The organism is Planctomycetota bacterium, assembly GCA_039182125.1.
Classification (GTDB): Bacteria; Planctomycetota; Phycisphaerae; order Tepidisphaerales; family Tepidisphaeraceae; genus JBCDCH01.
On the sequence record JBCDCH010000050.1, the window covers coordinates 1 to 14,071 of the forward strand.

Below are 14,071 nucleotides of genomic sequence, written 5' to 3' on the forward strand. Positions count from 1 at the left end.
ACACTTCCGCAGCCCTTCGGTCCCTCGATGTACGGCCGTGGTCGGGCCGGAACGGTCGCTTGGATACACTCAATGGTGAAGCGGTGTTCTGTGGCGGCGTGCCGTGGTCGGGCCGGAACGGTCGCTTGGATACACTCGGACGGGCGGTGGTGACGCCGAGTTTATGCCGTGGTCGGGCCGGAACGGTCGCTTGGATACACTTCAACCTCACCCCTCCGCCGTGCCTCAGCTGCCGTGGTCGGGCCGGAACGGTCGCTTGGATACACTTCACGAACTCGGCCGTACCGACCTGTACGGGCCGTGGTCGGGCCGGAACGGTGGCTTGGATACACTTTCCGGTGATACGACCCGGGGCCAGTCGTAGCCGTGGTCGGGCCGGAACGGTGGCTTGGATACACTTGACCCGCTCGGCAGGTGCGTTCATCCAGCGCCGTGGTCGGGCCGGAACGGTGGCTTGGATACACTCTCGTCGATGACGATGATGGCACCGGTAGGGCCGTGGTCGGGCCGGAACGGTGGCTTGGATACACTCAAGGCCGGCGACCCCGAGACCATCAAGGCGCCGTGGTCGGGCCGGAACGGTGGCTTGGATACACTTTCACGCAATGCGTAATACGCTCTATCAAAGCCGTGGTCGGGCCGGAACGGTGGCTTGGATACACTTGATGTCTTTGTATTGAGATGCCATGACTGGCCGTGGTCGGGCCGGACCGGTGGCTTGGATACACTCCAGTAGTAGTCGGCCTCGTCGATGACGATGCCGTGGTCGGGCCGGAACGGTGGCTTGGATACACTTGCTGCGGGTCGTTTCGGCGCGTTATCTGAGCCGTGGTCGGGCCGGAACGGTGGCTTGGATACAATCCAGAACACGAGCGCCCCGAACTGCCACGGGCCGTGGTCGGGCCGGAACGGTGGCTTGGATACACTCGGCGGCGGCGGCGGTGTCAATGACACGGCGCCGTGGTCGGGCCGGAACGGTGGCTTGGATACACTAGTTCGTACCGCGACGGCCGTACCTCTTGCGCCGTGGTCGGGCCGGAACGGTGGCTTGGATACACTTGATGAGATGCCGCATCGCCACCTCGAACAGCCGTGGTCGGGCCGGAACGGTGGCTTGGATACACTATCGTGGGAACAACCCCTTCGGTTGGTACGGCCGTGGTCGGGCCGGAACGGTGGCTTGGATACACTGCTTGCTCGGGCCATGCCGTCCATTGCCCGCCGTGGTCGGGCCGGAACGGTGGCTTGGATACACTTGAGGTGCGCGGTGGTGACGCGTTCGAGTTGCCGTGGTCGGGCCGGAACGGTGGCTTGGATACACTAAACGACGCCACCGCGACGGCGTAGCACGCGCCGTGGTCGGGCCGGAACGGTGGCTTGGATACACTAGGCCGCACACAACCGACTGCATCGCAGTCGGTTGTGTCGTTCTCGAGTTCTAGAAAAGGAGGATCTGATCGGGCTCATCTTCGGGGTCGCTTCGCTTTTTGCCGTGGAAGACCTGCTGCTTGCCGAACTGCCGATCGGTAACGGCCAGGAGTCGGACCTGTCCTTCACTCGGTAGACGTCGGCGAATCAGGTCACGGGCGGTGTCGCTCGCCTCTTCATTGGCATAGTACCTGGCATAGATCGAGTACTGCAACTGGCAGAAGCCCTGCTTGAGAAGAAGTTTGCGGAACCGCGCGTATGCCCGGCGTTTGGCCTGAGTCTTCACTGGAAGATCGAACATCGCGTACAACCACATGGCTCTATACTTTCCGCTCGTGGGCGGTTCCTTGTTCTTTGCGCGGCTCACAAAATGCCTCGCGGATAAAACACCGTCGGACGCCGGGTGTTGCCATCGTCGAGGATGGAGCCGGCAGTTTTCGCGAACCATTCACCGCTGCCGCGCCATTCGGCGTCATGTTCGAGTCGCTGCATAACGCCCTCGATCAACTGCTTCTTTTGCCGAGGGCCCAGGGAAGTGTCGGGGCCGTCTGCACCAACGATGGCATGCGCGACACCATCGACGAGTGGCCGGTAAGGTTCCATGAGATCATCGGCGAGACAGAAGGCGTTACCACGTCCGCGGTGGTGGATGCCGAGTGCCGGATGCAGACCAGCCGCACAGATCGCTCGGGACATGGCGGCACGCAGGACGGCATAGCCGTAGTTCAACAGGCCGTTCGCACCCGGGTGATCGAAACGGCGTCGGAAAGCCGGGCCCATGAGCAATGGCCAGTATCGCTGGGCGGCCGTGGCTTCGACGTTGTTCGGGTCGCCGGACTTCACGCGATCGGCGAGCGCACGGACGGCTTGGTGCTCGAGGTCGAGTTCGGCGAGGAGACGGGCTTGTGCTTTGATCTTGGCGACGACGACCGATTGCCAAAGCCGCTTGCGGCGTGGCTCGGTGATGGCGATCTGCTGCCGGAGGCGCTGCGTTGCCAGTGTGTTGGCCTGCGTGGGCAGGAGCATGGCGACGGGCTGGTGGTTGTCACCGCCGATCACAACGCCGGCATTGACTTCGGCCAAGCCGGCGAGAACGGGCTGAGTGAGCGTCGCATGCCTTCCGCCGAGCACGACCATCGCCACTTCGGCCAATGGCAGAGAGGTTTCCGGTCCTTCCTTTGGACGAATGACGAGTTGCTCGTTCCTCACCGACACAAAGGCCGGTGTGGTGGAAAGGTCGAGCACTCGGTCAGCCGCCGGCATCCTTTACTTCTCCCAGATAGTTCACGAAAACCTTGCGTGCGTTGCGCTTCATGAGCCAGTTTGCCCCGCCGCGTAGTCTTTCCTTGTTCGCCTTGCGATCCTGCGCGGTTCGTGCATCCGTGTGGCGGACGAACTCGAAGTCGCCGGGTGATACGGACAGGACGCGGCAAATCATCCTACCGATGGACACGCCGTCGCTTCCGAGCACGTCCAACTCGACGTACTCGTTTGCCGCGAGGGAGAAAACAAATCGCTCGTCTTCACCGACTTTCGTATCCAGTCCCAACATGCCTGCGCTTTTGCGTTCGTGCACGTCCATTCGGGTGACGATCTCATCGCGCCACTTCTTATCACTTCCGTCTGGCGCGAGCGTGGCGATGATGCGGACGTGGTGATTGCTTCCCGGCGTCGAGTCGACGTGCCGACGGCGATGCTTCTGTTTGCCGACGTCGAAGGGCTTGGCCTTGACGATGATGGTCACGCGTTTGACCAGGCGGCCTTGCCATGTCGGGTAGTTTTCTTCGGCAAATGCCTTGTCGGGGGAACTGGCCGCGCTGGCTTCCAATGCCGACGTGACCGCCGCTCGAATCCTCGGGTCGACGATCCGGTCGACTTCCTTGACGGTCAACCGCTCGACGGGCTTACGGATCGTCCGTTTGTCGGGTTGGCCATCGATGATCTTGGCCCGGGAATAGTTCGACTCGGCGTGAAGCTTACCGCTGACGCGTCGGCTTTGGCGGTGCGAAACGATGACCTGGTCAATGGCCTCGGCCAATTCTCGACCAAACGTTGGCCATGGCGGGGGCAGGTCCCTGAGCCGACTCTGGCCGAACGAAATCTGCTCGGACGCGACACGCATCATCTCCTGGGTTATTCGCGTATCGGCCGCCGCGACGATGGCGGCGTCGATCGCATGATGCCGGTGGTCGTCGCGTTGTTTGGAGTTGCCGTCCCCGAGAATTCCGTTGAGTTCCCAGAGACGACGGAGCTGCGCGGTGAGTCCGCCGGTGCGGGTCTGCACGCGCTTGGTTCCGTCGGCGTCGTCGATCCCGCCATAGAGCAGTGCGAGGTAGTTGGCGGCCGCCTTTGCCAAGTAGGAACTATCACGGAGCTGGCGCTCGGTGAACCCTTCGGGAATCTCGGTCGCCTTGAATCTCTGGAGCTTGACGTCGCGTAGATCACCGGCAAACGAGCTGACACGCCCGATGATTTCTTCCATCCGTTCGTCGCCGAAGACCTCGGCCGGCAGGCAGTTGCCTTTGGCGCGATTCGCATCGCGATGGGCAAGGGTTTTGTTGATGAACGAGTCATCGAGGCTGCGTGCGTAGGGCCAGATGTGCTCGATCTCGAACTCCGATTCGACAAAGAGCGTGTGAGGGCTGATGCCTTGCCCGGTGAATGGGCACTGCCAGCGACACTCCTCGGCCAAGAGCCATTTCTCAACGTCTCGCTGGCTTGCGCGTGAGAGGTTTGTTTCGGCGATGATCCGCTCGGCGGCCTTCTCGCGTTCTCTGCGGCGCGTCTGGATGAGGCGGCTGGTTTTCGACCGCGCTTCCCGCGACTTTTTCAGATCGCGTAGAAGCTCGACATGGATACGGGACGGCTTGCCGTAACGCTTGATGATAAGGTTGACGAGCTTGCGCAACTCCGTCAGACCACGCACGACTGTCGGGTTGCGCAGGTCTGGTTCGTGTTCCTTCACCGCCGGCAGCGTGTCGAGCGGATCGGCCGGCTCGAACTCATCCGGGAAGACATTTCGGGCAACGGTCATGTAGGGATCGCCCTGCTCCATCCGCGGGAGCAAGCGACGCAGTGCCTCGCGGGAGAGCATCGCATACTCATCTTCAAGAGCCACGTCCATGACGGCAGCGATGGTCTCGCCGTTCAGGCCGTAACCTTCCCGCAGGCGAACACGCAGGTCGTCGTCCTCGGCCTGTCCGAGCAGCTCGTCGACGAGCGCGGTCTTCTTGGATTCGGGCCAGTCGGAGTAGCCCGGGATTACTCCGGCGAGGCGGATGTCGGTCTTGTGGCCCGGCAGCGATTTCTCGCCGTCGGTTTCGAAGTTGAACTTGAAACCCTTCGGCGCGTTGATCGCCTTGCGGAGCGTCGCCATGGAAACGACCGCGTGGGTGACTTCGATGCCTTTGCGTTTCTTCCCCTCACCACAAGCGAGATGGTCAAGGATCGTCGCGCGCTGCTTCTCATCGAGTGGCTGTTTGTCCAACATGGGACTGACGAGTTGCAGATCGTTGACCTTCTGCAATAAGCGAAACCGCTGCGCGTCACGACAGCTGATCGGTGCCCGCTTGTGGTTCGGGAGGTGTCGGCATCGACCGATGAGATGGTCCGATGACTTGAGCGGTCGCTGATGGAAGATCGCATCTCGGACTTCCGAACGATGTTCGTCGGTCAGGTTCAGGTGCGATGTCTGCCGCCGCCAAAGTTGGTCGAACTCGTTCTCGTACATCGCACGGCTGGTCCACCGACGGCGGATCCTGTCTACCGTGGGATCGACGCTTGCCAAGTATTCGCCGAGCGTCCGCGCATTGGCAGCCCGCATGGCCTCGGTCAGTTCGCTGATGCCTTGCTTGACGACGCTTTTTTCGTCCGGCTTCTCCGCCGCTTTACGATTCGACTTGAATCCCCGCCTTTGTGCCAAGTGATAGAGCACTCGGCCAAACTCGAACGGTCGCAAGTCTCGATCGAGTCCTGCGGCACGGATCCTGTATGGCAACACTTGATGCTCACGGTGCGTCGCGTCTTCGTTCCACCTCTCGACAAGTTCGGCATCAAGGGCTTTCATGAACGTGTCGATCGCCATCGGCGTCGAGACGTCGCCCTGGGGCATGAGGCCAGCCCGCTGCAGCCGTCGAAGGAGCGAGCGTTTGCGTCTAGCGCGGCGCCAAATGATCTTGCGAAGTTGCCGGGCATCCCGACGCGGCTTGGCCGGCGGCTCGTCACGCCCCGCTTCGAACTCGGCGGCCGAACCACTGCCGCTCTCAAACAAATGCGAGCCGACCCGCCTGACACCGCACGGTCTACCACCGTCGTCGAGGTCCAGCAACACCCAACCGATGGAAGCGACTCCTAAATCCAATCCAAGCAGATATGGCGTCCCCATGATCCGTCAAAGGCTAACGAAGGCCTTGCATTACACAAGATCCCGATTAATCTACTGTAAGTGTATCCAAGCGACGGTTCCGGTCCCTATCACGGTAAGTGATCAATGGATCAAACCATTTCGCGCAGGGTTCGGCCGCAGGCTACCCTATGAACGCCTCTAGCAATGGAGGCGTTTTTTGTTGCCCTTTTCCACCGTCAACTGCCGTGCTTTGTCGCCGGACGAGGCGACGGTCGGCGTCACCGTTTGGTCTCGGCCGTTCGATGCCAACGCGCTCTTCGAGCCACCTTCTGATTCGGCGATTTGTTGTGCTTCGAGCAGATGTCGGATGGCAACGGCGAGGAGTTGAGAGCGGGAGTTGACGTCGAAGGCGCGGAAAATTGTCTTGGCGTAGGCGTGAACCGTGTGCGGGCTTCGATTGACGGCTTTGGCGATGTCGCGATCAGACAGGCCCGAGAGGAAGTAGGGCAACACTTCGAACACTCGGTCGCTGAGTCCCGTGCTGTGCTTGTCGACAAAATCCCGAACGAAGTCGCCTGGGATTGGTTGGCTGTCGTTGGTCTCAAGCATGGCTACGTTTGTGCGTACAGGTGTTCCAGATGCAGGATGAGTTCGGTGCGGGAAAATGGCGTCGGCAACCACGCGGTGGGAGTTCCCGAAAGTGCCGACGCGGATTTTGAAGCCCCAACCACCAAGACTGGAACGTCGCAACGCTCGAAGCACTGATCGGGGTTGTCAGTGATGAGCAGATCCCAAGGGCCCGAGAGATGGCCCGCCTCCGAGATGTCACGGACCGACCGGCAGAATGTTCGTATGACCCGCTGAAGATGCGGGTGGTGAACCATCGACCCTATCCGAAGGTTACCGACTCGCGACTCATTTGCAACGTCCTTGGATTGATGCACAGCGCCGAGGTTCAGCGCGATCACGTCGCGATCTTCCAAGGCCGTCCGTCCGAGGGTCGCACCGCCAGCGATGGCGATTTCCCGAGCAAGGTCGAAAGCTCTGTCATCCAGTCGCGGCGTGGTCAGCCCGACGGTCGCTCCTGTGTGGTCCCCATCGGCCCAGATAGCCACCGTGGTCGAGGCCGTCACTGATTCGTGCCGCAACGCGGCGGTGAGCAACATGCACAGGCATAACAGCAGTTTGTCCCGATGGCCCTTGGCCTTTGGCGCGCTGATCGGCTCATCGACTTCGAGCCGAAAGCCAAGCCGTCGTCGGCCTTCGACCAGTGCCGTCACGTCGTTGAGTAACGCCCCCAGATCCACGGTCCCCGTCTCGGCCGGCGCGTTCGGCCGAAGCACTTCGCCGGTGAACTCGGCATCAAACGCGAGCCAATCCGAGGCTTTGGGTCCGAACTCGCGCCGAACCTGATCGAGAACGGCGGCGCGTACCTCGTGACCGATTGCCTGCCGAACAAGAGTGGCTGAGGTGGATGTCCCCATGGGCATGAAGATCGCACACACAGCCACTTGCGTCCAGTGGTGCTTTCCGGTGGACGGCACACGGCGACTGCCCGTTTAGGTAGGTTGACGCCGTGAAGTGTTGCAGCGACAACTGTTCGCTCGATGCCCCAGCGTTCTTTCGACAGCACCATCACCTTCAGCAACAGCCAGGGCGAAACCGGTCGAGGGACGCTGGTCAGCGTTGCCAGGGCGACGGTGGTGTTCGAGGTCTACAACCCTTACTCGGTCGTGCAGCTGAGCGAGGTGCTATCGAGTCTGCGCATCCTGCGTGGCGAACGTCCGGTGTACGAAGGCCGCGCGGTCGTGAGCAACATCGTCCCGACCGGCGTGATGGCGATCGTCTCGGCGACGCTCGTGGACCCGTGGCAGGATCTGGTGGGACTGACCCGCGGCGATGAGCTGCGCGACGAGGTGGCACAGTTCGTAGAGGACTTTGATCGGACACATGCGGTGCTGCCGGATTACCAGGTCGTGGTCGGCCAAATGACCGCGTTTCTCGCGGAGCTTTCGCGCTGGTTGGAACAGGTCGAGGTGCTGCAGCTGCCCGCCGGCGAGCGGGAATCGAAGACGGAACTGCGCACGCAAGAGTTGTCCCAGGAGATCGGCCAGTCGCTCGACGATCGGCTCGGCACGCTGATGACTCGCTTTGAAGAGGCCGCCGCGCAGGTCGAGCCGACGGCGGCCGTGGCGCACAAGAACTACGCCCGGCGTCAGCTGCACCCGTACACGCTGGTCTCGCCCTTCATCCACCGCACGTTCACCAAGCCGCTGGGTTACGCCGGTGACTACGAGATGGTGAACATGATCCTCGCCGAGCCGTGGGAGGGCCGAAACACCTATGCCCAAGTCATCAACGCCGCGATCCTGCGGTCCAAAGGCGCCCAGGCCCACCGCAACCGTGTCGACTACCTCAACGCGACGCTCAAGTCGGAGGTCAAACGGTTCGTCGAACAGCCACGCCGGATGCGTGTGCTCAACGTCGGCTGCGGCCCGGCCGGCGAGCTGCAACGGTTCGTCCGCGAAGAGCCGCTCGCGGACCAGGTGGAGTTTCACCTGCTCGATTTCAACGAGCAGACGTTGGCGTACACCCGCGGTGCGGTTTCGAAGGAGTGCGAACTCGCCGGGCGTCGGCCGAGCGTGGAGTACATCCACCGTTCGGTGAATGACATCCTCCGCGAAGCCGCCCGGGGTGCGCTGGGCGAGTCCGACGGCGACGCGCAGACTTACGACGTCGTCTACTGCGCCGGCCTGTTCGACTATCTCAACGACAAGATCTGCAACCGCCTCCTGCGGCTCTTCTACACGTGGTGCAACCCCGGCGGGTTGGTCATCTCGACCAACGTCCACCCCAATAACGACGTGCGCTTCTTCCTCGAGCACGTGTTGGAGTGGAACCTGATCTACCGCGACGAGAAGCAGATGCTCAAGGTCGCGCCCAAGGAAGGCGAGTCGCGGGTCATGTGCGACAACACCGGCGTGAACGTCTTCCTCGAAACGCGGCGACCCGCGGACGGGGGCAACGCATGACCGCCACGCCGGCCACCATCGACACCGTCCTCCCGTTCGACGAGGAGCAGCGGAACTTCGCGGTGCGTCAGGCGCGCATCGGCTGTTGGCTGGTGCTGCTCTGCATGCCGCTGGGGTTGTTGCTGGACTACTTCGTTTATCCGGCAGAGTTGCTGCACTTTTTCGTCATCGCTCGGCTGGGGTGCGACGTGCTGGTGCTGCCGTTGTTCCTGCTTTTGCGTGGCGATCGTGCCACGCGGCACGTCGGTTGGATCGGGCTGGTCTGGCCGCTGCTGCCGGCGGTCGCGATCACGTACATGATCGCCGTCACCGAAGGCGCGGGATCGCCCTACTACGCCGGGCTGATCCTCGTGATCATCGTCGCCTGCGTGCTCATGCCCTACCGGTGGGTCGAAGCATTCACCGTCTGCGCGGCGACGTTGGGGATTTACCTCGTCGGTTGCTTGGTGCATTGGCTCACGCCGATGTCGACAATGCCGACCTTCGCTCAGCTGTTTTCGAACTTGTACTTCCTGAGCGTGACGAGTCTGATCTGTGTCGTCTCTGCCGCGAGTCACTTCAGGCGACGACAGACCGACCACGCGCTGCGTTCCGAGGTCGCCCGGGCCAACACCAACCTCGCCGATGCCAACGAGCGCATCGCCGAGAGCTACCGCCAACTCAGCGAGCTCGACAAGCTCAAGAACGATTTTTTCGCCAACGTCAGCCACGAGTTTCGCCTGCCACTCACGCTCATCCTCACGCCCGTTGACGACCTGCTCACCTGTAAGCGCAACAACGTGCCCGTCGAGCGCGGCACCCTCACGCTCATCCGCAACAATGCCGTCCGTTTGCTTCGACTGATCAACGACCTGCTCGACGTGATCCGGCTGGACCGAACGAAGCTGGAGCTCAATATCGAACCGATCGACCTGGGCCGGTTCGTCCGTGGGTCGGTCGACGCGATGCGACTATCGGCAAAGCAACACGGGCTGCAGCTGAACGTCGCCGGGGACGAAGGTGCCGTGGTGGAGATCGACCCGGCCCGGTTCGAGCGTGTCGTGCTCAACCTCTTGTCCAACGCGATCAAGTTCACGCCCATCGGCGGATCCGTTTCGGTCGACTGGTCGGTCGAGGACTACCACGTCGAACTACGGGTGGCCGACACAGGTTGCGGCATTCCCGAGGCCGATCTCGGACAAGTTTTCGAACGATTCCACCAAGTCGACAGTTCCTCCACCCGCGAACATCAGGGCCTTGGCATCGGGTTGGCGCTGACCAAGGACCTGGTCGAAAGCCACGGCGGTTCGATCTGGGCCAACAGCGAACATGGCCGCGGCACGACGATGCACGTGCGGCTTCCGCTCGCCCCGGCCGGCACCGAGCCGGTCGCGACGGCACCAGTCCGGTCCGCCTCGGTCGATGACCCGCTCAACGGCGGGCTGGTTCCCACGACACACGCGTCGGCCTCTCCCGATGACACCCAGCAAGGCGACGACCGGCCGCTGGTGCTTGTCGTCGACGACGAACCGGACATGCGACGGTACCTCACCGACTTGCTGCGCCCGTCGTGCCAGGTCGTCGAAGCGGCCGACGGCGAGGCGGCGCTGGCACTCATCCAGACCGGGTCGCCAATGCTGGTCCTGTTGGACCTGATGATGCCCAAGCTCGACGGCCGACAGGTGGTGCGTCGGCTCATCGAGGACCGTCCGCCGCTGATGCCGAAGGTGGTGCTGCTCACCGCGGACGCCAACCCGGAGGTGAAGCTCGAACTGCTTGCCGAGGGCGTCGACGACTTTCTCACCAAGCCGTTCAACGCCGCCGAGGTGCGGACACGCGTGGCGAACCTGATCGACCGCGGCAAGCTCGAACGCGAACTTGCCCGGAGTAATCAGCAACTCAGCGAAACGCTCGTCGAGCTTCAGGAGAAAGAGCAGCAACTGATCCAAAGCGCGAAGATGAACGCCCTGGGCAAGCTCGCGGCCGGGCTGCTCCACGAGGTCAACAACCCGGTCAACTACATGAACATGGCCATCGAACACGCGCGGGCTTCGGTCGAGGACGACTCCGACCTCGGCGAAACGATCCGCGACCTTCATGACGGGCTCAAGCAAATCGAGTCGATCACTTCCGACCTGCGTGCCTTTGCATATCCGTCGACCAACCTACAGACCGAAGACTTTGCCATCGGCGAGGCCTTCCGACTCGCGCGGCGGATGTGTGCCGCGATGGTCGGTGCCGCCCGTATTTCGATCGAAGGCGGCGACCTGCACGTTCGTGCCCCGCGCAGCCACTTGACGCAGGTGCTCAACAATCTCATGGTCAACGCCGCCGCCGCCGTTCCCGACGGTGTGGATCCGGTGATCCGGGTTGTCGCCGTTCAGTCCGACGATCGGGTCGTGGTGGAAGTGCATGACCCCGGACCGGGCATTCCCGAGGAAATCCGCGATCGCGTGGTCGAGCCGTTCTACACAACTAAGGACGTCGGCGAGGGCACGGGGCTCGGCTTGAGCGTGTGCCACACGATCATCAACGGCTGGGATGGGGCATTGACTTTCGAGAAGACCGATACCAGCTTTTGCGTGCGGTTCGACGTGCCCGCCGCTGCCGAACCAGTACACACCACATCCTTCGCCGATTACGACGACCAGAAGCCTGAACCCGAGCAGTATTCCCCCCAGGCGGTAAACCCATGACCACCCACTCCCCCATCTCCGAGTTGGCCATCCTCGTCGTCGATGACGAGACACAGTCCCTGAAGTATTTCGAGAAAAGCTTCGGCAAGGAGTTCCGCGTCCTGACCGCGCCGGGCGTCGACGAAGCCCTCGAGCTGGTCGCCGAGCACGGCGAGTCGATCGGGCTAGTTATGACCGATCAACGCATGCCGAGCAAGACCGGCGTCGACCTGCTCAACCAACTCCGCCGTGACCACCCGCGGATCATCCGCATCCTCACCACCGCCTACTCCGACCTCGACAGCGCGATCGACGCGGTCAACAGCGGGGCGATCTACAAGTACGTGGTCAAGCCGTGGAACCTCAAGGATCTGCGCGGCACCATCGTTCGTGCTCTGGAGTTTGCCGCGCTTCAACGTGAACGGGACCAACTCCTCCGGGAGAAGATCGGCGTGCTGCAACGGCTGATGATCGCCGACCGCGTGCGGAACTTCACCTTCCTCGCCGCGGGGCTGGGCAATCGCATTCGCAACTCCATGTGCGCGCTCAAGGAGTTCATTGACCAGGCCCCGCTCCAGGTACGCAACCTCGAACCCGAACTGCTCGAACAGCAGGCCGACTTCTGGGGCGACATCTGGCAACTGGCCCGCGACGAGACCGAGCAGATCCTCACCCTCATCCAGCGTGTCAGCGACACCGTTGCCAAGCCGAGCTACGAGTTCTCCAACGAGGTCGTCATCGGCCATCTGGTCGAGTCGGTGCTGACCCAACCGCCGGCGCTGCGGGTCACTGGGGATCAGATCACCATCGACACAGACCAAGAGCTGCCGCGACTTCACGCCGACGAGCAGTTGCTGGGCAGCACCGTCCGGCGACTGGCCGAGACCGCGGCCGATCTCGCCGGCCCCAACGCGCGACTCGCCGTCGCGGTGCGGTCGGTCGAGCACCGTGAGCGTCCCCACGTTCGCATTCACATTGCCGTGGAAGGCGCGGCCTGGACCGACACGCAGGTCGCCGAGATGTTCAACCCCTTCCCCGGCCAGCCTGACGACCGGCTGGACCGCCAGCTCGACCTGCTCTCGGCGTTCTTCGTCGCTCATCACCACGCCGGCCAACTCAACGTTCACCAAGCCGCCCCCGATGGCCCCGGCTTCGAGATACTCCTGCCCGTCGCCGACCAACCCCAGGCCCAGCCCGAGACCCACGAGATCCTCGACCGCGTCCTGCTCCGCTACGAATCGCTGCTGACTTGACTTACACCTAAACAGGGGTATCTTGCCAATGTCCCCAACGGCCCGTCGAGCCCACCCCCTGCTCGGCGGGCTACTTTTCTGCGCACATCATCGCTGCCGAGCGACGCGCGAAGGGTTCCGCAGCGGTTGGTCGCGGCGTGTTTGACGATGGCGAGGTCGACAGTCATCGTGCTGGTGTTGATGAACCGCTCTCCCGTCAGCGAAGCGCTCGGTGTGCCCGTGCATCGGGGTGAAGAACGGTCCGCTTCCGGGATTGCTCGGGTTTCAACGCTCGGCAAGCGAAGCATGGCTTGGAAAGGCGGCGCGACGTGAGGCTCGGGATCATCGGCGCGGGCATGGTCGGACACTTTCACGCGCAGGCGATCAACGCCATGCGTAACGGCGAGTTTGCCGGTGTCGCCTGTCGCACCGCCGAGAGAGCGTCCGCCCTCGTCGATAAGCACGGCGGCAAAGCCTATGCGAACGTCGATGCCCTGCTTGCCGACGACGCGATCGACATCGTCGTCATCGGCACGCCCAGCGGCACACACGGAGACCTCGCTGCCCGCGCCGCCGTCGCCGGTAAGCACGTGCTCGTCGAAAAGCCGATGGAGATCACCACCGCCCGCATCGACCGGATCGTCGACGCATGCGACCGAGCTGGCGTGGTGCTGGGTGCGGTACTGAACCGACGATTTCACCCCGCGATCCGGGCGATCGAGGCAGCCCTTGCCGCGGGGCGCTTCGGCAAGCTGACCCTGTGCAGCGCGTACGTGAAGTGGTGGCGGACCCAGGCGTACTACGACGACGCGACCTGGCGCGGCACCCGCGCGCTCGATGGCGGCGGTGCGCTGATCAATCAGGCGATCCACACCATCGACCAACTGCTGCACTTCGCCGGTCCCGTTCGGAAAGTCACCGCGCTGACCGGTCGCGTCGGGCATGAGCGCATCGAGGTCGAGGACGTGGCGACCGCGTCCCTTGAGTTCGAGAACGGCGCGCTCGGCACGATCGAAGCGACCACAGCGGCATGGGGCTCGCGCGGGCATCCCTGCGAGGTACACCTTTGCGGAACGCGGGGCGGCGCGTTTCTCGCCGACGACCGCCTGCGTCATTGGGAGTTTGCCCAGCCCACCGACGAGGACGATCGCATTCGGGCCGAGTTGATGGCCGACGGTGCCGCCGGATTGGGCGCGGCCGACCCGGGCGCGATTGACCCGGACATGCACCGTCAGAACTTCGAGCACTTCGTCGAAGCCGTCCGTGGCAACGAGCCGCTCCGGACCGGCGCTCCCGAAGCACGCCGCGCGGTGCAACTGGTCGAAGCCGTGTATCGCAGCGCCGAGTTGGGGCGTCCGGTCGAGATGTGACCGGCGTCAC

9 protein-coding genes and 1 CRISPR repeat array are annotated in these 14,071 nt (G+C 63.0%); of the genes, 4 read left to right on the forward strand and 5 right to left on the reverse strand.

The window, feature by feature from the left end:
- The first annotated feature begins 34 nt into the window (after window positions 1-34).
- A CRISPR array of direct repeats spans window positions 35-1,388; the repeat unit is 36 nt; unit sequence GCCGTGGTCGGGCCGGAACGGTGGCTTGGATACACT.
- Window positions 1,389-1,438: 50 nt separating this feature from the next.
- The 5 genes from cas2 to AAGD32_12970 all read right to left on the reverse strand — a co-directional run bounded on the left by cas2 (window position 1,439) and on the right by AAGD32_12970 (window position 7,257).
- On the reverse strand, window positions 1,439-1,876 hold the full coding sequence (gene cas2, locus AAGD32_12950; GenBank protein MEM8875151.1) for a CRISPR-associated endonuclease Cas2: 438 nt from the start codon (window positions 1,874-1,876) through the stop codon (window positions 1,439-1,441).
- On the reverse strand, window positions 1,792-2,691 hold the full coding sequence (cas1, locus tag AAGD32_12955) for a type II CRISPR-associated endonuclease Cas1 (GenBank protein ID MEM8875152.1): 900 nt from the start codon (window positions 2,689-2,691) through the stop codon (window positions 1,792-1,794). The genes cas2 and cas1 overlap by 85 nt, the downstream gene beginning before the upstream one ends.
- Window positions 2,678-5,812: a type II CRISPR RNA-guided endonuclease Cas9 gene (cas9, locus tag AAGD32_12960; GenBank protein ID MEM8875153.1), complete on the reverse strand. Its 3,135-nt coding sequence runs from the start codon at window positions 5,810-5,812 to the stop codon at window positions 2,678-2,680. The genes cas1 and cas9 overlap by 14 nt, the downstream gene beginning before the upstream one ends.
- Before the next feature lie 159 nt (window positions 5,813-5,971).
- A complete protein-coding gene (locus AAGD32_12965) occupies window positions 5,972-6,382 on the reverse strand; it encodes a LuxR C-terminal-related transcriptional regulator (GenBank protein MEM8875154.1) in 411 nt (136 codons plus the stop codon).
- 2 nt (window positions 6,383-6,384) lie between these two features.
- On the reverse strand, window positions 6,385-7,257 hold the full coding sequence (locus AAGD32_12970) for a hypothetical protein (protein MEM8875155.1): 873 nt from the start codon (window positions 7,255-7,257) through the stop codon (window positions 6,385-6,387).
- Between the two features lie 123 nt (window positions 7,258-7,380).
- Here AAGD32_12970 and AAGD32_12975 point away from each other — a divergent pair, with 123 nt between their 5' ends.
- The 4 genes from AAGD32_12975 to AAGD32_12990 all read left to right on the forward strand — a co-directional run bounded on the left by AAGD32_12975 (window position 7,381) and on the right by AAGD32_12990 (window position 14,061).
- Window positions 7,381-8,805 carry a class I SAM-dependent methyltransferase gene (locus tag AAGD32_12975; protein ID MEM8875156.1) on the forward strand — a complete coding sequence of 475 codons (1,425 nt, stop codon included), beginning with the start codon at window positions 7,381-7,383 and terminating at the stop codon, window positions 8,803-8,805.
- Window positions 8,802-11,480, forward strand: a complete 2,679-nt coding sequence (locus AAGD32_12980; protein ID MEM8875157.1) for an ATP-binding protein — start codon at window positions 8,802-8,804, stop codon at window positions 11,478-11,480. Before AAGD32_12975 ends, AAGD32_12980 begins: the two co-directional genes overlap by 4 nt.
- A complete protein-coding gene (locus AAGD32_12985; GenBank protein MEM8875158.1) occupies window positions 11,477-12,712 on the forward strand; it encodes a response regulator in 1,236 nt (411 codons plus the stop codon). Before AAGD32_12980 ends, AAGD32_12985 begins: the two co-directional genes overlap by 4 nt.
- 290 nt (window positions 12,713-13,002) lie before the next feature.
- Window positions 13,003-14,061 carry a Gfo/Idh/MocA family oxidoreductase gene (locus AAGD32_12990; protein MEM8875159.1) on the forward strand — a complete coding sequence of 353 codons (1,059 nt, stop codon included), beginning with the start codon at window positions 13,003-13,005 and terminating at the stop codon, window positions 14,059-14,061.
- The last annotated feature ends 10 nt before the right edge of the window (window positions 14,062-14,071 follow it).

Bases quoted from the DNA above. Each gene is read 5' to 3' on its own strand.
- cas2 (MEM8875151.1), bottom strand. From the start codon at position 1,876: ATGGTTCGCGAAAACTGCCGGCTCCATCCTCGACGATGGCAACACCCG.
- cas1 (MEM8875152.1), bottom strand. From the start codon at position 2,691: ATGCCGGCGGCTGACCGAGTGCTCGACCTTTCCACCACACCGGCCTTT.
- cas9 (MEM8875153.1), bottom strand. From the start codon at position 5,812: ATGGGGACGCCATATCTGCTTGGATTGGATTTAGGAGTCGCTTCCATC.
- AAGD32_12965 (MEM8875154.1), bottom strand. From the start codon at position 6,382: ATGCTTGAGACCAACGACAGCCAACCAATCCCAGGCGACTTCGTTCGG.
- AAGD32_12970 (MEM8875155.1), bottom strand. From the start codon at position 7,257: ATGGGGACATCCACCTCAGCCACTCTTGTTCGGCAGGCAATCGGTCAC.
- AAGD32_12975 (MEM8875156.1), top strand. From the start codon at position 7,381: ATGCCCCAGCGTTCTTTCGACAGCACCATCACCTTCAGCAACAGCCAG.
- AAGD32_12980 (MEM8875157.1), top strand. From the start codon at position 8,802: ATGACCGCCACGCCGGCCACCATCGACACCGTCCTCCCGTTCGACGAG.
- AAGD32_12985 (MEM8875158.1), top strand. From the start codon at position 11,477: ATGACCACCCACTCCCCCATCTCCGAGTTGGCCATCCTCGTCGTCGAT.